This window comes from Glycomyces paridis, from assembly GCF_004912155.1.
Lineage (GTDB): Bacteria > Actinomycetota > Actinomycetes > Mycobacteriales > Micromonosporaceae > Glycomyces > Glycomyces paridis.
In genome coordinates, this window is the sequence record NZ_STGX01000008.1 from 204,209 (window position 1) to 225,272 (window position 21,064).

Consider the following 21,064-nt stretch of genomic DNA (forward strand, 5'->3'; position numbering starts at 1 on the left):
GGGTCGACGACATGGCGAATCGGGAGTACCACCAGTACTGCGGCCTCGCGCGCGCCGCCGAAGTGGTCGGCCAGCGCTGGACGCTCCTCATCCTCCGCGACCTCATGGTCGGCCCGCGCCGGTTCTCCGACCTGGCCGCGGGTCTGCCGGGCATCCCGTCGAGCCTGCTGACGACGCGGCTGAAGGAACTCGAAGCCGACGGCCTGGCCGTGCGCGAGGCCCGCCGCGGCGCCGACCGCTCGGTCGTCTACGCCCTCACCGTCCGCGGCACCGCCCTCATGCCCGCCCTAGACGCGCTCTCGCTCTGGGGCGCAGGGGAACTGCGCGAACCCCGCGAAGGCGAGACCGTCACCGAGGCCTCCCTCGTCACCGCCCTGCGCGTCGCCGCCGGAGCGGGCGCCCCGCCCTCCCGGGACGCGGTCGTCACCGTCCACATCGGCGACGCCACCGCCCACGTCCTCCTCCGCGGCGGCACCGTCACCGCCGCCCCCGGCGACCACCCCGCCCCCGACCTCCGCCTCACCGACGGCCCCGGCTTCCGCGACCTCCTCGCCGGCACCCTCACCCCGGCCCGCGCCCTCGCCGAAGGCGTCGTCGCCCTCGAAGGCGACCCCGCCCTCCTCGACGACTTCGCCGCCGTCTTCACGGTCCCCTACGCGGACCAGGCCCCCGCCTGAGCCGCGGGGCGACAACACCGCTTCGGCGACCGCCGCCGACCCGATCGGTGGAGGTCCACAAAGCTCCGAGCCGCTAACCTCGATCGATGGACGAACAGCAGCTCCTCGCCGACCTCACCCCGCACCTCATGCCGGACGAGCGCGTCGACACGCACGTCCGCGGCAGCTACCTCGTCGGCATCTTCACGAACACCGGCCCCCGCAAGGGCATCCTCGTCGCCACCACCCACCGGATGCTGTTCTACGGCCAGAGCGTCCTCAACGGCCAGACCCTCGACGTCCACGCCTACGCGACGATGGGCGCCTTCGAGGCGCTCTCGCAGATCGGCACACGGCACTTCAAGTGGCTCACCGCCGGGCGCCGGTACCACCTGCGCTATGCGAGCGGCAACGTCGACCATTTCGCCCGGGTCGTACACCCCCGTGTCGGCCAGGCGCCGCCGGGCGCGGCCGCCGGCGCCGTCGCGGTGCCCACCCTCGATCAGCAGATCGCGAACCTCGTCGGCCTGCGCGACCGCGGCGCTCTCAGCGCCGACCAGTACGAGGCCGCGCTGGCCCGGCTGATCGGGTCCTGAGGTCAGGCGCGCGGCGCGATGAGTCCGTCGAGGACTCGCAGCACGATGCGCTCGAATCGGTCTTCGGGGGTCTGGTCGGGGGAGCGGTCGGTCAGGGCCGCGGCCAGGTGCGGGTGGGCGCCGTCGGCGGCGGCCTCGGCGAAGCGGGCGTGCAGCAGGGCGGTCGCGGCGTCGGAGGCGGTGGCGGTCTCGGACCTGGTGAGCATCACGACGAGGGCGTTGAGGACGCCGATCGCCTCGAACTTGGCGGTCGGGTCGGCGTCCACGACGGACAGCGCCCCGAGGGCGCGTTCGAGGTACGCGATGGCGTTGGGGCCCGAGTGCGTCGCCGACTCGACCGTGTCCAGCAGCCACGGGTGCCGGAGGTACAGGACCCGGTTCCCGCGGGCGAGGGCGAGCATGTCGGCCCTCCAGTCGCCGCTGGGGACGCCGCGGTGGTCGAGCTCGCCGTGGACCCGGTCGATCATGGCCTCGACGAGCTCGTCGCGGTTCCCGACGTAGCGGTAGAGCGAGGCGGGGCCCGTGCCGAGGTCGGCGGCGACCGCCCGCATCGTCACCGCCCCGAGGCCCTCGGCGTCGGCCAGCGCGACCGCGGCGTCCGCGATCCGCGCGAGGCTGTACTCAGGCGCGGGGCCCCGGCGCCGGGCTCCGCTCGGGCTGTCGGCTCGGTCCACGGTGCCCCCTTTTCTGCGAACGACGTTTGCAGTATAGTTGCCCTCCTCAACTGCGAACAATGATCGCAATAACAGGAGGGAACCGCCATGGACCAGCTGAAATGGTCGGCGACCGAGTACGCCCGCAACGGCGACGCCGACCTGGCCTTCGACCGTCTCGACGGCTCGCGCGGCGAACCGCTGCTGCTCGTCATGGGTCTCGGGGCCTCGCGCCTCTGGTGGCCCGACGGCCTGTGCGAGGCCTTCGCCCGGGAGGGCTTCGCGGTGGCCCGCTTCGACAACCGCGACTCCGGCGAGTCGACCCGGATGCCGGAGACGCCCGTCGGCAACCCGTTCCGGGCGCTCTTCGCCCGGAGCGGCTCGCCCTACACCGCCGAGGACCTGGCCGACGACGCCGCCGCGGTCCTCGACGCCCTCGGCTGGGAACGCGCGCACGTCTTCGGCCACTCCATGGGCGGCACCGTCGCCCAGCGCCTCGCGCTGCGCCACCCCGAGCGGGTCCTCAGCCTCACCTCCTCGGGCGCGGGCCCGAGCGACGTGGCGGGCCTGGGCGTGCTGCGGTTCATGCGCTTCGGGCTGCTCGCGCGGCTCGCGCGCATGAAGTTCCCCGAGGGCCGCGAAGGCGACATCGCGGCCTCGATGGCCGTCGCGCGCGGCGTCGCCTCCCCGGGCTACCCGTTCGACGAAGCGGCCGTGCGCAAGTGGGTCGAAGCGGATGTCGACACCGGCCCGCGCGACGCGAAGGCGCAGAGCCGCCAGATCGGGGCGCAGTGGAGCGGGGCGCGCCTGAGCGAACTGCGCCGCCCCACGCTCGTGCTGCACGGCGAGGAGGACCCGATCCTGCGGGTGAGCGCCGCGAAGGCGACCGCCGCCGCGATCGCCGGGGCGCGCCTGGTGACGTTCCCGGGGGTCGGCCACGACCTCCCGGCGCCCCTGTGGCCGGTCGTCGCCGAGAAGGTGCGTGCCAACGCCGACCGTGCCGCGGGGGACGTACCGGAGTGAGCCGCGCACCGCTACCCTGGATGCGCGACGAGCAGGGAACGAGGTGACCCGGACATGGGCGTGCGATTCGATCACGTCGGCATCGTGGTGGAGGACCTGGCCGCGGCCGTCGCGTTCTTCATCGACATCGGCCTGGAGCTCGAGGGCGAGACCGAGGTCGGCGGCGAATGGGTCGACCAGCTCATCGGCCTCGCGGACGTCCGCGCCGACGTCGCCTTCGTGCGGACCCCGGACGGCAGCGGCCGGGTCGAGCTCTCCACCTTCCGCAACCCGGTGTCGGAGGTCCCCGCGCCGAGCGCGCCGCTGAACGTCCCGGGCATCCCGCGACTCACCTTCGTCGTCGACGACGTCCGCGCGCTCATCGCACACCTGCGCGCCGTCCACGGCACCGAACCCGTCGGCGAGGTCGCACAGTACGAGGACATCTACCTGTACTGCAACGTCAGAGGCCCCGCCGGGGTCATCATCGGCCTGGTGCAGGAACTGCGCTGAACCTCCGGGTCAGCGCGCGTGCGCGGCCCGGAGCTCGCGGATGAGCGTGCGGACCGGCAGCGTCTGGGCGAGCGCGGGCGTCGTCACGTAGCCGAGGTGCCGGGTCGGCGCGGTCGGGCCGAGGTCGGTGACCCGCACGCCCTCGGGCGGTGCGGCGAGCGTCAGGTGCGGCATCACGGCCACGCCGACACCGGCGGCCACCATGGACAGCACGACGCTGTCGTCCTCGACCATGATGCGGCGCTCGGGAAGCCAGTCCTGCTCCTCCCACCACCGCCGGGTGTAGCTTGAGCAGTTCTCGGACCAGTCCAGCAGCGGCAGCCGGTGCGGGTCGGGCGCCCCGGCGGGCGCGGCGAGCAGGTACCGCTCCTCGTAGAGCCGGTTGAAGATGAGGCCGTCCGGCACCGGCGAGGTCGGCGGGACGGTGGTGATCCCCAAGTCCGCCTTGGCGTCGAGCACCTCCCCGGCACTGCCGCGGCCGACGTCGCGGACGATGCTCACCTGCGGGTGGAGCCCCGGGTGCGCCGCGGCGAGCCGGTCCAGGACCGCGGGCAGCAGCCCGGCCGCGGCGGAGCGGAACGCGGCGATCCGCACCGGCCCGGCGACGATCCCCTCGGCGGCGCCGCGGGTCTCCGACCCCATCGAGTCGAGGAGGCGCAGGATGTGCCGCGCCTGCGTCACTGCCCTCGTCCCGGCCTCGGTGGCGCGGGCGCCCCGGCGGCCGCGATCGAACAGCACCGCCCCGAGCTTGCGCTCGACGGTGCGGACGGCGTGCGACACCGCCGACTGGGTCATGCCCAGACTCGCGGCCGCGCCGGTGAAGCTTCGCTCCTCGGCCACGGCGACCAGGACGCGCAGTTCGCTGGGGGAAAGGTCGCTCACCGAGCGAACCTAGCCCCGCCCGCCCCGCCGCGGCAACCCGCCGCTTCCATGAACAGCATTCATGGAAGTGCTGGTTCCATCCGCGCGAGCCCCTGTATACAGGCCGGAACCGCAGGTAGACATGCCACATGACCGAACGCATGACCTACGTCCACCTCGTCGGCCGGCCCGACGGCTTCCCCTCGGCCGACGACTTCGCCTTCGCGGACGCCCCCATGCCCGTGCCCGAACCGGGCACCGCCCTCGTGGAGAACCTCTACCTCTCCGTCGACCCGTACATGCGCCAGCTCATGGACGAGTTCTGGGACCTGCACGCGCCCTTGGAAGGCCGAGCCCTCGGCCGGGTCGTCGCCTCCGCCGACGACCGCCTGGCGCCCGGCGACGTCGTCCGGCACCGCCACGCCTGGCGCACCCACGCACTGGTCCGCCCCGACGAAGTCCAACTCGTGCCCTCCCACCCGGGCGTCCCGCTCAGCGCCCACCTCGCCCTGCTCGGCAACGGCACCGGCCTGACCGCGTACGTCGGCCTCACCCGCATCGCGAACCTGCGGCCCGGCGAGACCGTGTACGTCTCGGCCGCCGCGGGCGGCGTCGGCACCGCCGCAGGCCAGATCGCCCGCCTCCTCGGCGCCGGCCGCGTCATCGGCTCCACCGGCACCCCCGAGAAGGCCCGCCACCTCGTCGAGGACCTCGGCTTCGACGCCGCCTTCGACTACCACGACGGGCCGGTCGCCGAGCAGCTGGCGAAGGCCGCCCCTGACGGCGTCGACGTCCACCTCGACAACGTCGGCGGCGACCACCTCGAAGGCGCGATCGCGAACATGCGCGAATTCGGCCGCATCGCCTGGTGCGGCGCCATCTCCGGCTACCACGGCGCACCCCCGCCCGTGCGCAACGTCGAGGAGGTCATGGGCATGAGCCTGCGCCTCCAGGGCTTCATGGTCCGCCACCACCTCGACGCCCGCGACGAGATGGAGTCCTTCCTGGTGCCCCGCCTCCAACGCGGCGAGATCGTCAGCGACGAGACGATCGCCGACGGTTTCGAGCACACCGTCTCGGCCTTCCTCGGCATGCTCCGCGGCGAGAACACCGGCAAGATGCTGGTGCGCCTCAACGGAACCGACTGACCCGCGCCCCGGGCGCCTCGCTACCGCAGGCGGATCCGCGAGGACCGCCACCGCGAAACGTGATGCTCCCGGGCAACGTCGACTGAGGACGTTTCGCTCGATTCGTCGCGCCACGCCTCGATGTGTGCGTGAATGAGGCGGCGGTCCTTGCCTGGTCCGCGCCGCGGTGCGGAGGTGGCGGATGTCTGAGCGGGGAGCGGTCGCGGAGCCCGACTGGCGCGCGGACTGGGTGCCGGTGGACCGGAGGCTCCTCGGCGTCGACCGGCGGACCCTGGTGCCCGCCGGGCTGGTCGTGCTGCTGTTCCTGGTCGCCAACTGGGCGCTGCCGCAGATCGACCGGGCGGTCGCCGTCGACGACCCGATCCGGGCCGGCGACGTGGTCCAGGTCGGCGAGCACGTGGTCTTCACCCCCGCGGTCGGCGCGAACCTCGTCGCGGGTGCCCGCCAAGGGCAGTCCGACGCGAGCGGCTCCTATCCCGACACGGCCGCGGTCACCTACCGCGGCACCGTCTTCGAGGTGATCACCGACGACTACCGGGGCACGCCCGCCGAGCTGCTGGCCCAGATCGACAAGACCAGCAGGGGCCTGCGCGGGCCCGGCTCGGGCTTCCAGGTCACGGGCCCGCAGGAGACCGTCGCCAACGCGGCCGGCGACCAGGGCGTGGCCGCGCACTACGACAGCGTGGACCAGACCGGCCTCGTCGCGGCCTTCGTCTTCGGCGGCACCGGTGTGGAGATCCAGGTCCTCGGGCCGGCTCAGGGATCACCGGACGTGACGCGCGAGGTCGCCGCGATGCTGCGGTCGGTGCAGCCGGTCGAGGGGAGCGGATCATGACGGAGGCGACGGCAACGGCGCTGGCCGCCCGGCGCGACGCGATCGAGCAGACCGGTTGGGGGAGGACGGCCCGGCTGTGGCAGCCGCGGAACGCCTGCTTCTGGGTCTACGTGCTCGGCGTCGGCTACGGGGTCTGGATCCTGTTCGGCACCGTCAACCAGGGCATCCGCCTCTACGCGCCGGCCCTGGCCGTCAGCGCCGTGATCTTCTCGCTCTACTGCGTCCTGTTCTGGTGGTTCACCGCCCGGATCGACCGGTACGCCCGCCAGCCGCTCGTCCTGGTCGTCGCGGCCTTCGTCTGGGGCGGGTTCGCGGCGGCCTGGGGGATCGCCCTGTCCGCCAACGACGCCGTGCTGAACCTGTACGGCAAACTGTTCGGCAGCGCCTTCCAGTCCGACTTCGGCGCCGGTCTGACCGCGCCGTTCACCGAGGAACTGGCGAAGGGCTCGGGAGTGCTGCTCCTGCTGTTCATCGCCCCGCGCGTGGTCCGGACCGCCTACGACGGGTTCATCCTCGGCGCGTTCGTCGGCCTGGGCTTCGAGATCATCGAGGACATCTCCTACGGACTGAACGCCGCCGCGCAGCAGTTCGGCTCCGACCAGCTCCACGCCAGCCTGAGCACCGTCGCCCTGCGACTGCTCACCGGCTTCTCCTCCCACATCCTCTACTCCGCCCTCTTCGGCGCCGGCATCCTCTACCTCGTCGGCACCCCCGCCCAGCGCCGCCGGGCCGGCCTGGGACTGGGGCTCATGGCCACCGCGATGCTCCTCCACGGCGTGTGGGACGCCAACGGCGGACTCTCCGGCGGCAACGAGACCCTCATGATCGTGCTGCTCATCGGCGAGGTACTCATCTCGTTGGCGATCGTGATCGGCGTCTTCCACCTGACCGTCAGGGCCGAGCGGGACGCGATGCGCGCGGTCATGACCCCCGAGGCCGAAACCGGCGTGATCACCGCCGAGGAACTCGACGCCGTCTCCGGCGGCTGGCGCCGACGCCGCGCCTACCGCCGGTCAGGCAAGGGCCGAGCCGAAAAACGCGCCCGCCGCCACCGCCTCGAAGCCGCCCACGACCTCGCCGACCAACTCGCCACCGCCGACGGCGCCGACACCGACCGCGTCCGCTTCGCCCGAACCGAACTCGCCCGCCTCGAATCCGCGTGACCCCGGCGCCAACGCCGAGATTCGCACCGTGAGCGCGGCGGCACGCCGAGGCGGACGGGACCCTGCTCGGCGTCAAGTGACGGCTCCGGTCGACGCACCGGCCGCGCGTCGGAATCTCGCCGCGAGGCGCTCGAACGCCTCCGTGAGCTCCTCGCCCTCGACCACCTCGATGTCGGCGCCGAGCTGCGTCAGCCACAGCGCGAGCCGGTCGGGGTCCTCGGCGCCCAGCTCGACGCGGCACGAGGACTCGTCGACCGCCTCGACGTCGACCGGGAGTCGGAGCTTCGCGGCCACCTCGTCGGCCGGCGCCCGCACGAGCACACGGGCCCGGTACCGCCAGGACGCCTTGACGATGCGTTCGACGACGAACCGCACCGCCTCGTCGTCCCCGATCGCGTGCGGCCGGAACCGCGCGCCGGTCGGCGCTCGGGGGACCATGCGGTCGACGCGGAAGACCCGCCAGTCCTCGCGTTCGAGGTCCCATCCGAGGAGGTACCACAGCGGCCCCCAGCTCACCAGCCGTTGTGGTTCGACATGTCGCGGCACCTCGCCGCCCTCGGGCTTGACGTACCCGAAGCGGAGCCGCTCGCGGCCGCGGATCGCCGCGGCCACCGCGCCGAGCATCGCCGGATCGGGTGCCGGTCCCGCACCCGGAACGACGCTCGTCGCCTCCCGGATCGCGTCGACGCGCCGCCGCAGGCGCGAGGGCAGCACCTGCTCCAGCTTCGCGAGCGCGGTCAGCGAGGTCGCTTCGACGCCGAGCCTCCACGTCGCGACCGCGCCCAGCCCGACCGCGACGGCGACCGCCTCGTCGTCGTCCAGCAGCAGCGGCGGCATCGCCGACCCTGCCGCCAGCCGGTACCCGCCCGCCACACCGGGCCTCGCGGTCACCGGATAGCCCAGCGACCGCAGCCTGCCGATGTCGGCGCGCACCGTCCGCGCGCTCACCCCCAGGCGCCCCGCGAGCTCAGCGCTCGTCCAGTCGCGTTTGAGCTGCAACAACGACAGCATTTCGAGCAGGCGGGCCGAAGTTCCCAACATGGTCTCGATCATTCCAGCAATCGCGGAAGCGAACCTGCCGCATTCCCTGAAACCGTGGGAGCCATGAACGAGAACAACGCACTCATCCCGTTTCGCATCCACGTCCCGCAGGCCGACCTCGACGACCTTCGCGGCCGACTGGCGCACACGCGCTGGCCGGACCCCGTGCCGGGCCGCGACGACCCCGCCGACTTCAGTCGAGGCATCCCGCTCGCGTACCTGAAGGACCTCGCCGAACACTGGCGCGACGGTTTCGACTGGCGCGCGCAGGAAGCCGAACTCAACCGGCACGAGCAGTTCACCACGGTCGTCGACGGCCAGACCTTCCACGGCGTCCACGCGCGATCGGCGAGGCCGGCAGCCGTCCCGCTGCTGCTGAACCACGGCTGGCCGGGCTCCTTCGTCGAGTACCAGCGGCTCATCCCGCTGCTGACCGACGATTTCCACGTGGTCGTGCTCTCGCCGCCCGGATTCGGGTTCTCCACCCCGCTGTCGGGGACCGGCTGGGAGTTCGCGCGGACCGCGGCGGCCTTCGCCGAGATCATGACCCGCCTGGGCTACGAGCGGTTCGCGTCCCACGGCACCGACATCGGCACCGCCACGGTCGGCCGCCTCGCCGCGGACCACCCCGAACGGGTCATCGCCACCCACCTTGGCGCCGAACGCCGATGGCTCGGACTGATCGGCGACGTGTTCCCCTACCCCGAAGGGCTGTCCGACGACGAGACCGCCCAGATCGCGGCGATCCGTGCCGATGCCGCGGCCGAGCGCGGGTACCTGGAGATGCAGCACCACCGGCCCGACACGATCGGTGCCGCACTCGCCGATTCACCGGTCGGCCAGCTCGCGTGGATCGCCGAGAAGTACAAGACCGGGACCGAAGGCGCCCACCGGACGCCGGACGAGACGGTCGACCGCGACCACCTCCTCGCGAACGTCAGCCTGTACTGGTTCACCCGCAGCGGCCCTTCGAGCGCGCAGTTCTACTACGAGACCGCGCACGCCGGCCCCCCGCCGTCGACGGAATCCGAAGTGCCCACCGGATGGGCCGTGTTCGACACCCACCCGCTCATGCGCCGCGCGTTCGATCCCCACGGCGCGGTCGGCCACTGGAGCGAATTCGCCGCAGGAGGCCACTACCCTGCGATGGAAGAGCCGAAACTGCTCGCCGACGACCTCCGCGCCTTCTTCCTCGGACGCGTCTGACGACCGGTTCGGGTCCGGTGCGACACGACCGGACCCGACGGCCTGTCGGAGCCCACAGCGAAAACGGCGTCGCCGAGGGGATCATGGCCTGTGGAAGCGGTGTGGCACCATCGCCCGGTAGCCGATTCCCCTTGCTGGAGTGCCGATGCGAAACGCGACCCCTCCCGACGCCGCGGAGCTGCTGGCGGCGGCCGACAGCCGGTCCTACCAGGACCGGACGCGCGAGCTGTACAGGATCGCCCAGGACTGCCGCGGCCACGAGCGTTTCCCCGCGCTCCTGACCGATCTCGCCCGCCACAGCGTCTTCGGCTCCCGGCTGTCCCTGCATCTCGCCTCCTTCTCGGGGCACACGGGACATCTGCGGACCCTTCTCGACCATCCCGACGCCGCCACCGCGGCGGCCGCGATCACCGCCGCGGTCGAGCACCCGGCGATGGCCGCGGCGGTCGAGGCCGCGATCCCGTCCCAGTCCCGCACCGCCCGCCTCGCCGCCTACCGGGCCCTGCGCAAACACCGCAACGAACCGCTCGCCGACCGGCTCCTCCCGGTCGTGGTCGAGCACTGCGGGCCGGCCGAGGCCGCCCGGCTCCTCCCTGCGTGCTCTGCCGCGGTCGTCGCCGCGCACCTCGACGAGTTCGCCCCGTACGACCTCGCCTGGTCGCAACTCGCGAAGCACCACACCGCGGTCTTCACCCAGTACGCGACCGCGGCGCTCGCCGCACGTTCCCCCGAGCTGCACGCGAACTGGTGGCGTCACCACCTCCGCGGGCTCACCGCGGCCCTCGAACGCGCCCCGCACGCCTGGATCGACCTGCTCGAACGCCACCCGGCCGAGACGACCGACGAGGCCGTCCGAGCGGCGCTGCCGACGCTGCTCGCCGCCGACGCCGACCGCACCTGGAACTATCTCCTCGACCCTCGCCGCGGCAGCCTCCTCGCCGCGGCCGTGCGGCGCCGAGCAGTCATGCGACGGCTGGTCGCCGAGCCGCCCGCCAGGATCGCGCTCGTCGTCGGCCGCAGCCGCGCCGACCTGCGGAGCCTGCTCAAGCATGTGGCCCCGTCACGCCGGATCGAAGTGCTCGACGCCGTCCGCCGGGCCGGAGTCGCCGTTGACGAGGCGGCCGTGCTCGCGCGCCTTCCCGCCGAAGCCCGCACGGCGACCGCCCGGCGGCTGCTGACCGACCGCCACGTCGCCGCCGACCCTTCACGTCGCGAAGTCGTGCGGTCGCACCTCCCCTACGAGGAGGTCCGCGACGACCTCACCGCCGGGACCCGCCGCTCCGACGTCCACGAACGAGCCCGGTCCTACCAGGGGCTCGTGCACGCCGCGGCGTTCAGCGGGGACGCCGCGCTCACGGACCTCCTCGGGCGCCTCGACCGCGCCGTCAAGGACCAGGGCCTGATCCACGACAAGATCCTCACCGGACTCCTCGCCGTACGCCCGCACGACTGGACCGCCGCGAACCTCGCCGCACTCGAAGCGCTCGCCGCCGGTTTCCTGAGCGCACCCGCGCGGTCCTCGAACACCGTGGGCCGCTTGACGGCCCTCGCCGCCCGCCTGGTCCGGACCGCGCAGGGCCGTCCCGAGCCGACCGAAGCGGGCCGACGCCTGCTCACCCGCCTCCTCGCCGAACCGGTGAACTGGGAGCTCACCGTCGCACTGCGGTCGCTCCCGCAGCGCTTCGTCGCCGACCTCGCGCAGCGGGCCGCGCCCGACCTCGCGGAACGCGCCGCCGCCAACGAGTACGCCGCCGCGCTGGCGCTCGCCGCCGTCCTCGGCCGACGACTCGGGCGGGCGCCCGCGCTCGAACCGGTCCTGCGCCGGGCCCTCGACTCGAAGAACACCGGCAACCGCCACCAAGCGGCGCAATGCCTCCTGCGCATCGGGAACGGCGCGCACGCCCGCATCGCCGAACTCACCGATGCCTTTCCGGGCCGGTCCGGATGGTTCCAGGCCCTCGCCGCGCACCGGTGCGACCTCCTGCCGGCCTGGTTCGCGACGATCCGCGAAGACTCCCCGACCGCGGTCCTGCACCAGCTCACCGGCCACATGAGCGAGTCCGTCCTCGAACAGTGGCCGCCCGCGGTCCGCGCCGCCTACCAGAAGACGCTGCGCGCCAACGCCACCGACCACCGCCGCAACCCGCGCCTCCGACAGGCCGCGGCCCGCGCCCTCGCGCGCGTCCCCGGTGTCGCCCTCGCCGATCTCGCGCCGCTGCTCGAAGGCGAGGACCCGGCGCTCCGCGCCGTCGCCGTGAGCGAACTGCACCGCGTCGCGCCCGTCGAGGACGCCTGGGCGGCGCTGCCGCCGTTCCTCGCCTCACCGGACGCGGCCCTCGCGGCCGCGGCCATGGACCGCCTCGCGCAACGCTCCCGCCCCGCCGTCATCGCCGCCGCCGTCGCACCGCTGCTGCACTCGCCCAAGGTCACCGCCCGGAAGCAGGCCGTCCGGGTCCTGGCCCGGTTCCGCGTCCCCGAAGCAGGAGCGCTCCTCACAGGACTGTGGCACGACCCGGCCCTCCACGGGAGCGTCCGCGAGGCCGTCGCGGCCTCCGCGGCCGAACGCCTCGCCGAACCCTGGGCGCGGGCGGTGGTCGAAGGCGTCGACGCCTTCGGTCCCGACGTCCAGATCGCAGTGCTTGCGCTCGCCCCCGAACTGATCCCCGCCGACTTCCGCAGCCGCTACATCGAACTGCTGGTCACGGCCGCGGGCAAGGACGACGACCGGCTCCAGGTCGCCGGAGCGGACGGCCTCGCCCGCTGGGCCGGCCAGGCTCCCGAGGCCGCCGACGCCCTGGTGGCGCTCGCGACCGACCTCGACGCGACCGACGTCTGGGCCGCCGCGATGAACGCCCTCTGCTCGATCGCCGCCGCCGGGGGCGACCCCGCGCCGCTCCTGCGCGCCGCCGACCTCCTCAACGACAAGACCGACGCGCCGAACGCCGAAGCGGACCGCGACCTTCCCGTGCGCCAACGTTTCCAACGGATCCTCGGCAACCTGGCCCCGGACTACGCGTTCGCGACCGCCCCGCCCGGCGTCATCGCCGCCGTGGCGCAGCGGCTCCCGACCGACCTGGGCACGCGCCTCCTGGCCCGCACGATCGCCTGGGACGCGGCGCCCGAGACCGTGCAGACCCTGATCGACCGCCTCCAGGACCAGGTGGAGGCCAGGCTCGTCGGCGAAGCCATCGACGACCGGATGCTCTACGACAACCCGCCGGACGCCCTGCCCTTCCTGACGGCCCTGGTCGACTCGACCGACACCAACGCCGCCATCGTCGCCGCCTCGATCATCGACAGCGCCGCGACCGCCAGCGAATGGGACGAACCCTGGCGCCACCTGCTCCAGCGCCTGCGCGCCCACGAGTCCTCAGCGGTCCGCGTGCTCGCCTTCAGCGTCTACACCGCCGAGGAATACGTAGGAGCCACCTGGAGCAACCGCTCAGCGTGAGCGTTGCGAGTGCCTGAGCCGGCGCATGTTTGCGGAGTGCCGCACGGCCCCGACCGCCAGCCACAGCACCATCCAAAACAGGCACACGGCGGCGAACGTCACCACTGCGTAGCGGACATCGCTGAAGGACAATCCGACTGTGAAGCCCGCTGAGAACCCGAGCGAGAGCACACCCAGCAGCACACCTTTCGCGGAGTCCTTGAAGTACCTGGCGAAGGAGGCCGACCGCTGTCGCAAAGGGAGTTCGATGGCGGCCTCCACGTGGTGGGTTGAATGATGTCCACCAGCATGGCATTGGCGCCCCACCTCGTTGGCAGGTGGCCTGTTGCCGCAAGGCGTCAGGCCGGTCTGGCCGTAGCGGGGACCGGGGCGCGTTTCCTCCTCCGTGGGGATTCGTTCAGTGCGGTCCGCCCTGCCAGGCGTTCCAGAGTCGCATGTAGAGACCTCGTCTGCGAAGAAGCTCTTCGTGATTCCCGAGTTCGCGTATGCGGCCGCCGTCGATCACGGCGATGCGATCCGCTACGCGCGCGGTGGCCAGGCGGTGCGCGATCGTGATCACTGTGCGGTCTTCCAGCACCGACCACAGGGACCGTTCCACGGTGCTCGCTGATCCGGGTGTGAGGAGCGACGTCGCCTCGTCGAGGACGACGGTCTGCGGGTCGCTGAGCAGGACGCGTGCGAGCGCGATCTGTTGGGCGTGGGCGCCGGAGAGACTGTCGTGCTGGCTGACGATCGTGTCGAGGCCGGCCGGAAGGCCGTCGAGCCAGTGCGCGCCGACGGCGCTCATCGCCGCGTGGAGTTCGCCGTCTTCGGCATCCGGGCGGGCCAGGAGAAGGTTGGTGCGGATCGTGTCGTGGAACAGGTGCTGTTCCTGGGTGACGAGTGCGATATGCGATCGGCGCACTTCCAATGGCAGTGCGGACACCTCGACTCCGCCGAGCGTGATGGACCCGGAGGTCGGCGCTTCGATGCCGACCAGGAGGCGGGCGAGCGTGGATTTCCCGGCGCCCGAGGCGCCGACGATCACCAGGTTCTCGCCGGGGCGGATCTCGAGGTCGATGCCGTGGAGGACGGTCGGGCCCTGCTCGTAGGCGAAGGACACGTCGGCGACGGCGAGGCGCGGCCCGGAAGGGGTCGCGGTCGACGGCGTCGGGTTCGCGACGTCGGCGCCTGCGAGACCTTCGACTCGCGCGAACGACGCGATGGCGCTTTGCAGGGATTCGAGCCATAGGAGGACGACGTCGAGCGGGCCGCTCATCTGCCGCACGTAGAGGAGGATCGCGATGAGCGAGCCGAGCGCGACCGCGTTCGCCTGATACATCCACGCGCCGGCGAGCAGGACTAGCACCAGGGCGAGGGCGTAGGAGGAGTCCACCGCGGGGAACAGGACGCTGCGAAGGCGCAGCGTGGCGAACTGCGCGGCGCGCGCGGTCGCAGCGCGGCGCACGATGTCGTCCTGCCTTCGGCGCTGGAGGCCGTAGAGTTCGACGGCTCGGGCCCCGTTGACGGTCCCCGAGAGGCTCTCGGCGAGCCGGCCGTGTCCGTCGGCCTCGGCGAGGTACCCGGCTGCCGCGCGGCGCAGGTACCAGCGGGTGACCAAGGGAATGCCGAGCATGCCGATGATCGTGACGATGGCGAGCGGGACGCTGAGGACCGCGACGAAGACGAAGGTCAGGACGACCTGCACGATCGAGACCAGCATCTCCGGGGCCGCGCTGCTGAAGATCCCCGTGACGCGGCGCGTGTCGCCGGTGGTCCGGACCATCAGGTCGCCGGTGTCCGCCTTGTCGACGATCCTGGCCGGAAGATTGAGGACACGATCGACGATCGAGCGGCGGAGCCGTTGCGACAGGCGTAGGCCGAACCGCGCCGTCACCAGGAACGAGTACCGCGAGATCAGCAGTTGCAGGACCGCGAGCAGGACGAGCACGGCACCGTATCGATCGACCTCGGCGAGGCTCGCTCCGCCCGTGATCTCGTCGATCACGACGCCGGCCAGCCACGGCGGCGCCAGCGCCAGGGCGGCGGTGACGGTCCCGAACCCGATGGTGAAGACGAACATCCACGGATCGGCGCGGACCAGGCGCCCTGCGGCACGGCCCAGCTCGCTTCGTGAGGCGATGGGGAATCCCGACTCCGACTGGTGGCTCATCGGCTCGTCTCGTCTTCTTCGCTCGTATTGCGCGACACCAGCTTTCGATAGCGACCGTTCGACGCGACGAGACTCGCGTGGGTCCCCGATGCCACCGTGCGTCCTTCCTCGACCAGATGGACGACGTCGGCCGCGGCGAGAACGGTGGCCGAGCTGCTGAAGACGAGTGTCGTCAGCCCGCGCCTCGCGTCTCTCACACGTTCGACGACCTGGCTCTCGGTGACGGCGTCGACGGCGGAGAGCGGGTCCAGGGCCAGCAGCACGGCCGGCCCGGCCGCGAGTGCGCGAGCGAGTCGCAGTCGCTGTCGTTGGCCGGCGGACAGGTTGACGCCTCGTTCGGCGATCGGGGTGGCCCATCCGTCGTCGAAGCCGCGCAGCATCTCGTCGATGCCGCTCGCGTAGGCGACGCGCTCCCGCTCGGCGTCGCCTTGATCCCCGTTCGTGAAGACGACGTCTCGCAGCGGGCCGGCGAACAGGTAATCGCCGTCGTCCAGGGGAAGGACCGCCCGCCGCAGCACCGTCGGATCGATCTCGGCGAGAGGCTGGTCGCCCCAGCGGGCATCGGACGTCTCGATCCCGGCGAGTCGTTCCATGATCGCTTTCGCTTGGTGGCGGTCGTCGGTCGCGACGACGGCGAACGCTCCGATCTCGAGGCGAAGCCCCGACCCGGGATCGGACAGGGCCGCGGTCGCGTCGTTCACCGGTGCGGTACCGCGCGCCAGGGGCTCGATCGAGAGGAAGCGGCTGGTCCGCTGCGCGGAGACGAGCGCCCGGTTGATGTCGATCGCGGCCTCGATGAAGAAGGAGACCGGCACGACGACGACCGCCACGTACCCGAACACCGCGACGAATTCGCCCACGGACATGTCGCCCTGCACGGTCATGCGGGCGGTGAGCCACATGACGATCGCGAGGAAGAGCGCCGGCAGGCCGACTGCGACTCCCCTGATCCAGCTTTCGGTCCTCGCCAGGCGGTACCCGGTGCGTCGAACGAGGTCGGACTCGACTTCCCATCGTTCGGCGAACAGCGACTTTCCTCCCAGCGTGGTCAGCACGCGCAGGCCCGAGACGATGTCCACGATGCGGCCGGAAAGCTCCCCTTCCGCCTTTCGGTACGCCGTGCCGTGGATGCGGAAGCGGTTCAGGACGGGCCCGAGCAGTAGGAGGAGCGCGGGTGCTCCGATCAGGATGACGACCGCGAGCAGCGGCGAGATGCGCAGCAGCGCCGCCGCGATGACGACGTACGCGACGACTGCGCCCACGCCCGGTCCCGTCACCGTGAGGCTCCGCGCCATGGTCCAAGCGTCGCTGACGCCGATGGCCGCGACCTCGCCGGCCGCGGCCTGGCGTTGCAGCGACGAGCCCAACCCGATCGACTGCGTCGCCACGGCGCGAATGGTCTGCTGCGCGGCGTAGATCCGGACCTTCGTCATCGTCCGATGGCGGAGTATCGCCAGGACCGCGATTCCGATCCCGACCCCGCCCAGGATGCCCGCCCACCCCCACACCTTCGCCCCGAGGCCGTACTCAAGTCCCTCGTCGATGGCGAGCGACAGCACCAGCGGAGGAACGGTCAGCCCGACCATCCACGTACTTCCGAGAAGCGCGCCCAGCAGCACCCGCCTCCACTGACTGCGGACGAGCCACCACAGGTAGTGCCACGGTCCCGTCGAGTAGCGATCACGCCGCTCCATCTGCACTCCGATCGCCTGCGACCCATCGGAACGCCGCCGCGTACGAGTCACCGTCAGATGAGCGCATGGAGCCAGTCTGCCGAACGCGTCGACCCTCACGCCGCCGGGGCGTCGGCCGCCAACGGACCCACGGCAATCGATATGCGGTGGGTGCTACAGGGATCGAACCTGTGACCACCTCCTTGTAAGGGAGGTGCTCTACCGCTGAGCTAAGCACCCGGGGTGGGCTCGGGTGGGGGCCGGGCCTGAGACAGGGTACCTGAACGGGGGTTTGGGCGCGAGTGAGGGGGCGCGGGGGTCTCGGGGGGCGGGAGGCGTGGGGCACAGGGCGGAATTCAGATGAAGGTTCAAGTGTTAGGGACGGTGTGACTGAACTTCGCGTGGACATCTGGTCTGATATCGCCTGCCCGTGGTGCTATGTCGGGAAGGCCCGGTTCGATAAGGCCGTGCAGCTGCTCGACGGGAAGGTGGCGGTGAGCGTGCGCCACCGGTCCTTCGAGCTCGACCCGGACCGGGAGGTCGGGGACGTGGCCGCCGTGGTGCCCATGATCGCGAAGAAGTACGGGATCAGCCCGGCGCAGGCGCAGGCCAACGAGTACAAGCTCGGCGACCTCGCCAAGGCCGAGGGCCTGGAGTACCGGACCGAGGGAAGGGATCACGGCAACACCTTCGATCTCCACCGCCTGCTGCACCTGGCCTCGGACCGGGGCCTGGAGGCCGAGGTCTGGAGTGCGTTCTACGCCGCGAACTTCGCCGACGAGGCCTCGGTCTTCGAGCGCGACCGGGTGGTCGAGGTCGCGGTGGGCGCCGGGCTCGACAGGGACGAGGTCGTCGGGGTGCTCGACGACCCGGAGGCGTACCGGGAGGCCGTGCGCGCCGACGAGGCCGAGGCCGCCGCGCTCGGGGCGACGGGCGTGCCGTTCTTCGTGATCGACGAGAAGTACGGGATCTCGGGCGCCCAGCCCACCGAGCTGTTCGCCGAGGTCCTCGAAAAGGCTTGGGGCGAAAAGCGACCGGTGATCACCACGATCACCGGCGCGGAGGACGCGGAGGCGTGCGGGCCCGACGGTTGCCCGATCTGACCGAGCCCTCGGGCATAAGTGGCCAAACCTTCACGAACGGACACCTCCGGGAATATCCTGAGGCGAATTCCGCTCAACGAGGAGGCGATAGCCATGCCGATGGACCGCGAGACGCAACTGAAGCTGGTGAACCTGCGCGACGACACCGGCGTGCTCTCGCTCTACGTCAACGCCGACCCCAGGCAGGAAGGTTCCACCCCGCCCTGGAAGACCCGCCTCGAACTGGGGGTCAAGCAGCTGCTGGAGGCCGTCGACAACGGCACCCGCTCGCTGCTCGGCCGCCGCGTCGAGGAGATGAAGCTCGACATCGAGCAACTCGTCCGGCCCGGTGAGCCCGGCGTCGGGCGCGCCCTGTTCGTGGCGCTCGAAAGCGGCCGGTCCTACCGCGTCGCCATGCAGACGCCCCTGGTCGACCGCGTCGCCCTCGCCCCCCGCTCGCACATCTCGCCGATGTTCGGCGCGTGGGCCGAGGGCTCGCCCGTCGGCATCGCCGTCGTCGACCGCAAGGGGATGCGCCTGCTCGACAGCCGCTTCGGCCGCTGCGAGGAGATCTCCGGGCTCGCCTTCGAGCTCGACACCTCCGAATGGCGCGTCATGAAGGGCCCCGGCAGCCACGGCGGCGCGAACTCCTACACCCAGCACGACCTGTTCGACTTCCGCGTCGCCGAGCACCTCCAGAAGTTCCTCGCCGCCGCGCACACCACCCTGACCGACCACGTGTCGACGTTCGGGTGGGAGCTGCTGGTCGTCACCGGCGACCCCGACCTGGTCGAGGCCGCCACCAAGGAGCTGCGCAACGGGTTCAAGGCCGAGGTCGTGGCCTCGAAGCTGGTGCTGAGCCAGGCCACGCCCGCGCAGATCGAGGAGGCGCTGGCCCCCGAGATCGGCGCCGCCAGGGCGCAGCGGGACGGGAAGCTCGCCGCCGAGTTCGCCGAAGGCAGGCCCCGGACCGCGCTCGGTTCGGAGGAGGTGCTCGACGCGCTCCAAGAGGGGCGGGTCGACCGCCTGCTCATCGAGCGCGACTCGGTGTGGAGCGGCAGGCTGATCCCGGAGGGCTCGGTGCTCGCCGACGCGATGGCGCCGGGGGAGCCGGAGCTCGCGACCGCGATCGCCGACGCCCAGCTGGGCGAGGCGATGATCGAGATGGCGCTGTCCTCGGACGCGCGGGTCTCGATCCTCAGCGGCGGACTCGGAGAGAAGATCGGGGGCGTCGGCGCGATGCTGCGCTGGTGACCGCTTGACAAGAAGTTAGGTTATGCTAACCTATCTTCGGCAGCACGACACCAGGGCCGCGGGCACTCACCTCCCGCGGCCCTGTTGGCCGTCCGGGCACCGGATTGAGGTGCGTCACATCCACTTGCGAAAGTCTTCCCTCCGAGGGGTTCCGGGTCTATTTTTAATTCATCAGTCGATGAATTACAGATTCGCCGACACACCCCAAGGGAGACAGCCATGTCCGACCCACAGCACGCCGAGGTCATCGTCGTCGGCGCCGGCCCCACCGGCCTCCTGCTCGCGGGCGACCTCGCCGAGGCCGGCGTCCAGGTGACCGTCCTGGAACGCCGCGGCGCCGAACTCTCCAACCTCTCCCGCGCCTTCGGCGTCCACGCCCGCACCCTCGAAGAGTTCGACGCCCGCGGCCTCGCCGAGGAACTCCTCTCGCACGGCGGCGCGCAACTGCCCGGCATCCGACTGTTCAACCGCGTCACCCTCCACCTCGCCGACCTCGAAACCCGCTTCCCGTTCCTGCTCATGACCCCGCAGTACACGGTCGAAGAGGTCCTGCGCCGCCGCGCGGTCGCCGCCGGAGCCGCGATCCTCTACGACCACAAGGTCACCGGAATCGACCAGGCCGACGGCACCGTCACCGTCCGCACCGACCGCGGCGACTGGACCGCCCCCTACGTCGTGGGCGCCGACGGCGTCGGCAGCGCCGTCCGCCGCGCCATCGGCATGCCCTACCCGGGCGAATCGGTCCTCAAATCGATCATGCTCGCCGACGTCAAACTCGCCGAACCGCCCGCCGAGAGCCCCGCCATCCAAGGCGTCAACGGCGCCTTCTGCTTCGTCGCCACCTTCGGCGACGGCTACTGGCGCGTCTTCGCCTGGAACGCCGCCGAACAGAAGAGCGACGACGAACCCATCGAACTCGACGAGGTCAAAGCCGCCGCCAAGCTCGCCTTCGGCACCGACTTCGGCATGCACGACCCCCGCTGGATCTCCCGCTTCCACTCCGACGAGCGCCAGGTCCCCGCCTACCGCGACGGCGGCGTGTTCCTCGCCGGCGACGCCGCCCACTGCCACTCGCCCGCCGGCGGCCAGGGCATGAACACCGGCCTCCAGGACGCGGCCAACCTCTCCTGGAAACTCGCCGCCGTCCTCCGCGGCGCCGACCCCGCCCTGCTCGACACCTACCACTCCGAACGCCACCCCGTCGGCAAGGCCGTGCTCCGCTCCAGCGGCGCCATCATCCGACTCGCCGCCGAACGCTCCAAGCTCAAGGCCGCCATCGGCGGCATGGCCGCCGCCACCGCCCTCCACATCAAGCCGATCGAGGCCAAGGCCATGGGCATGATCTCCGGCGTCGGCATCCACTACGGGCACGAGAAGGGCGAGGACGCACTGGTCGGCCACCGCGCCAACGACATCGCGCTGGCCGACGGAACCCGCCTGTACGAGGCGCTGCGCGGCGGCCGCTTCGTCGTCCTCGACAGCGAGGAGGCCTACGAGGGCCGCTTCACCGCGAACGCCGCCTCGGCCGCGCCCGACGGCGAGGTCAAGATCGTGCGGCCCGACGCCTACATCGGCTGGGCCGGGGCCGACGACCCGGACGCGATCCGGGCCTACCTCGCGAGCCACGCGGGCCGAAGCTGAACCGGGAAACCGCGGCGGCGGGCCGAAGGCCCGCCGCCGCACTCGTGCCGCCGTCCCCAATGGGCGCACCCGCAGGCAGCGTCCGACCTGGCATAAGTGATCGTCTATTTCTTTAAGCGAAACGCTGAAGATCATCG

17 protein-coding genes and 1 tRNA gene are annotated in these 21,064 nt (G+C 71.8%); 12 read left to right on the plus strand and 6 right to left on the minus strand.

The features are described 5' to 3' along the window. The first annotated feature begins 11 nt into the window (after positions 1-11). Together E9998_RS12680 and E9998_RS12685 are read left to right on the plus strand one after the other, a co-directional pair. Positions 12-677 (plus strand): winged helix-turn-helix transcriptional regulator, encoded by a 666-nt coding sequence (locus E9998_RS12680; RefSeq protein WP_136530061.1) that lies wholly within the window; start codon positions 12-14, stop codon positions 675-677. Positions 678-763: 86 nt separating this feature from the next. Continuing rightward, positions 764-1,252, plus strand: coding sequence for a hypothetical protein (locus E9998_RS12685; RefSeq protein ID WP_136530062.1), 489 nt, complete (start codon positions 764-766; stop codon positions 1,250-1,252). Positions 1,253-1,254: 2 nt separating this feature from the next. On the opposite strand, the gene E9998_RS12690 is transcribed toward E9998_RS12685, so the two are convergent. Continuing rightward, positions 1,255-1,926 (minus strand): TetR/AcrR family transcriptional regulator, encoded by a 672-nt coding sequence (locus E9998_RS12690; protein ID WP_136530063.1) that lies wholly within the window; start codon positions 1,924-1,926, stop codon positions 1,255-1,257. Positions 1,927-2,013: 87 nt separating this feature from the next. Here E9998_RS12690 and E9998_RS12695 point away from each other — a divergent pair, with 87 nt between their 5' ends. Both E9998_RS12695 and E9998_RS12700 read left to right on the plus strand, forming a co-directional pair. Continuing rightward, positions 2,014-2,928: an alpha/beta fold hydrolase gene (locus tag E9998_RS12695; RefSeq protein ID WP_136530064.1), complete on the plus strand. Its 915-nt coding sequence runs from the start codon at positions 2,014-2,016 to the stop codon at positions 2,926-2,928. Positions 2,929-2,982: 54 nt separating this feature from the next. Further along, entirely contained in the window at positions 2,983-3,420 is a 438-nt protein-coding gene (locus E9998_RS12700) for a VOC family protein (protein WP_136530065.1), read from the plus strand. 9 nt (positions 3,421-3,429) lie between these two features. Here the strand turns inward: E9998_RS12700 and E9998_RS12705 are convergent, their stop codons facing one another. Next, a complete protein-coding gene (locus E9998_RS12705; RefSeq protein ID WP_136530066.1) occupies positions 3,430-4,302 on the minus strand; it encodes a LysR family transcriptional regulator in 873 nt (290 codons plus the stop codon). Positions 4,303-4,430: 128 nt separating this feature from the next. Here E9998_RS12705 and E9998_RS12710 point away from each other — a divergent pair, with 128 nt between their 5' ends. The 3 genes from E9998_RS12710 (at position 4,431) to E9998_RS12720 (ending at position 7,427) form a co-directional block, all read left to right on the plus strand. Then, positions 4,431-5,429: an NADP-dependent oxidoreductase gene (locus E9998_RS12710; protein WP_204745414.1), complete on the plus strand. Its 999-nt coding sequence runs from the start codon at positions 4,431-4,433 to the stop codon at positions 5,427-5,429. Positions 5,430-5,610: 181 nt separating this feature from the next. Continuing rightward, complete coding sequence (locus E9998_RS25320) at positions 5,611-6,264, plus strand: hypothetical protein (protein ID WP_158299791.1); 654 nt, start codon at positions 5,611-5,613, stop codon at positions 6,262-6,264. Then, positions 6,261-7,427 (plus strand): PrsW family intramembrane metalloprotease, encoded by a 1,167-nt coding sequence (locus E9998_RS12720; protein WP_136530067.1) that lies wholly within the window; start codon positions 6,261-6,263, stop codon positions 7,425-7,427. The genes E9998_RS25320 and E9998_RS12720 overlap by 4 nt, the downstream gene beginning before the upstream one ends. Before the next feature lie 72 nt (positions 7,428-7,499). On the opposite strand, the gene E9998_RS12725 is transcribed toward E9998_RS12720, so the two are convergent. After that, positions 7,500-8,468 (minus strand): helix-turn-helix transcriptional regulator, encoded by a 969-nt coding sequence (locus E9998_RS12725; RefSeq protein WP_136530068.1) that lies wholly within the window; start codon positions 8,466-8,468, stop codon positions 7,500-7,502. Positions 8,469-8,531: 63 nt separating this feature from the next. Here E9998_RS12725 and E9998_RS12730 point away from each other — a divergent pair, with 63 nt between their 5' ends. Both E9998_RS12730 and E9998_RS25325 read left to right on the plus strand, forming a co-directional pair. Then, positions 8,532-9,674, plus strand: a complete 1,143-nt coding sequence (locus tag E9998_RS12730) for an epoxide hydrolase family protein (protein ID WP_136530069.1) — start codon at positions 8,532-8,534, stop codon at positions 9,672-9,674. A 145-nt stretch (positions 9,675-9,819) separates the two neighbouring features. Beyond that, complete coding sequence (locus tag E9998_RS25325) at positions 9,820-13,125, plus strand: hypothetical protein (RefSeq protein WP_158299792.1); 3,306 nt, start codon at positions 9,820-9,822, stop codon at positions 13,123-13,125. A 397-nt stretch (positions 13,126-13,522) separates the two neighbouring features. Here the strand turns inward: E9998_RS25325 and E9998_RS12745 are convergent, their stop codons facing one another. The 3 genes from E9998_RS12745 to E9998_RS12755 all read right to left on the minus strand — a co-directional run bounded on the left by E9998_RS12745 (position 13,523) and on the right by E9998_RS12755 (position 17,190). Then, complete coding sequence (locus E9998_RS12745) at positions 13,523-15,277, minus strand: ABC transporter ATP-binding protein (protein WP_158299793.1); 1,755 nt, start codon at positions 15,275-15,277, stop codon at positions 13,523-13,525. Continuing rightward, positions 15,274-16,971: an ABC transporter transmembrane domain-containing protein gene (locus E9998_RS12750; protein ID WP_136530072.1), complete on the minus strand. Its 1,698-nt coding sequence runs from the start codon at positions 16,969-16,971 to the stop codon at positions 15,274-15,276. The genes E9998_RS12745 and E9998_RS12750 overlap by 4 nt, the downstream gene beginning before the upstream one ends. Before the next feature lie 147 nt (positions 16,972-17,118). Then, positions 17,119-17,190 (minus strand) — tRNA-Val (locus tag E9998_RS12755). 146 nt (positions 17,191-17,336) lie between these two features. Between E9998_RS12755 and E9998_RS12760 the strand changes: the two genes are divergently transcribed. The 3 genes from E9998_RS12760 (at position 17,337) to E9998_RS12770 (ending at position 20,927) form a co-directional block, all read left to right on the plus strand. Continuing rightward, a complete protein-coding gene (locus E9998_RS12760; protein ID WP_136530073.1) occupies positions 17,337-18,053 on the plus strand; it encodes a DsbA family oxidoreductase in 717 nt (238 codons plus the stop codon). A 93-nt stretch (positions 18,054-18,146) separates the two neighbouring features. Continuing rightward, the gene (locus E9998_RS12765) at positions 18,147-19,286 is read left to right on the plus strand and encodes a VLRF1 family aeRF1-type release factor (protein ID WP_136530074.1); all 1,140 of its coding nucleotides are present in this window, start codon (positions 18,147-18,149) and stop codon (positions 19,284-19,286) included. Positions 19,287-19,505: 219 nt separating this feature from the next. Further along, entirely contained in the window at positions 19,506-20,927 is a 1,422-nt protein-coding gene (locus E9998_RS12770; RefSeq protein WP_136530075.1) for an FAD-dependent monooxygenase, read from the plus strand. The last annotated feature ends 137 nt before the right edge of the window (positions 20,928-21,064 follow it).

Excerpts from the sequence above, each read along its gene's own strand:
- E9998_RS12680 (WP_136530061.1), top strand. The coding sequence starts at position 12 with ATGGCGAATCGGGAGTACCACCAGTACTGCGGCCTCGCGCGCGCCGCC.
- E9998_RS12685 (WP_136530062.1), top strand. The coding sequence starts at position 764 with ATGGACGAACAGCAGCTCCTCGCCGACCTCACCCCGCACCTCATGCCG.
- E9998_RS12695 (WP_136530064.1), top strand. The coding sequence starts at position 2,014 with ATGGACCAGCTGAAATGGTCGGCGACCGAGTACGCCCGCAACGGCGAC.
- E9998_RS12700 (WP_136530065.1), top strand. The coding sequence starts at position 2,983 with ATGGGCGTGCGATTCGATCACGTCGGCATCGTGGTGGAGGACCTGGCC.
- E9998_RS12710 (WP_204745414.1), top strand. The coding sequence starts at position 4,431 with ATGACCGAACGCATGACCTACGTCCACCTCGTCGGCCGGCCCGACGGC.
- E9998_RS25320 (WP_158299791.1), top strand. The coding sequence starts at position 5,611 with ATGTCTGAGCGGGGAGCGGTCGCGGAGCCCGACTGGCGCGCGGACTGG.
- E9998_RS12720 (WP_136530067.1), top strand. The coding sequence starts at position 6,261 with ATGACGGAGGCGACGGCAACGGCGCTGGCCGCCCGGCGCGACGCGATC.
- E9998_RS12725 (WP_136530068.1), bottom strand. The coding sequence starts at position 8,468 with ATGTTGGGAACTTCGGCCCGCCTGCTCGAAATGCTGTCGTTGTTGCAG.
- E9998_RS12730 (WP_136530069.1), top strand. The coding sequence starts at position 8,532 with ATGAACGAGAACAACGCACTCATCCCGTTTCGCATCCACGTCCCGCAG.
- E9998_RS25325 (WP_158299792.1), top strand. The coding sequence starts at position 9,820 with ATGCGAAACGCGACCCCTCCCGACGCCGCGGAGCTGCTGGCGGCGGCC.
- E9998_RS12745 (WP_158299793.1), bottom strand. The coding sequence starts at position 15,277 with ATGAGCCACCAGTCGGAGTCGGGATTCCCCATCGCCTCACGAAGCGAG.
- E9998_RS12750 (WP_136530072.1), bottom strand. The coding sequence starts at position 16,971 with ATGGAGCGGCGTGATCGCTACTCGACGGGACCGTGGCACTACCTGTGG.
- E9998_RS12765 (WP_136530074.1), top strand. The coding sequence starts at position 18,147 with ATGCCGATGGACCGCGAGACGCAACTGAAGCTGGTGAACCTGCGCGAC.
- E9998_RS12770 (WP_136530075.1), top strand. The coding sequence starts at position 19,506 with ATGTCCGACCCACAGCACGCCGAGGTCATCGTCGTCGGCGCCGGCCCC.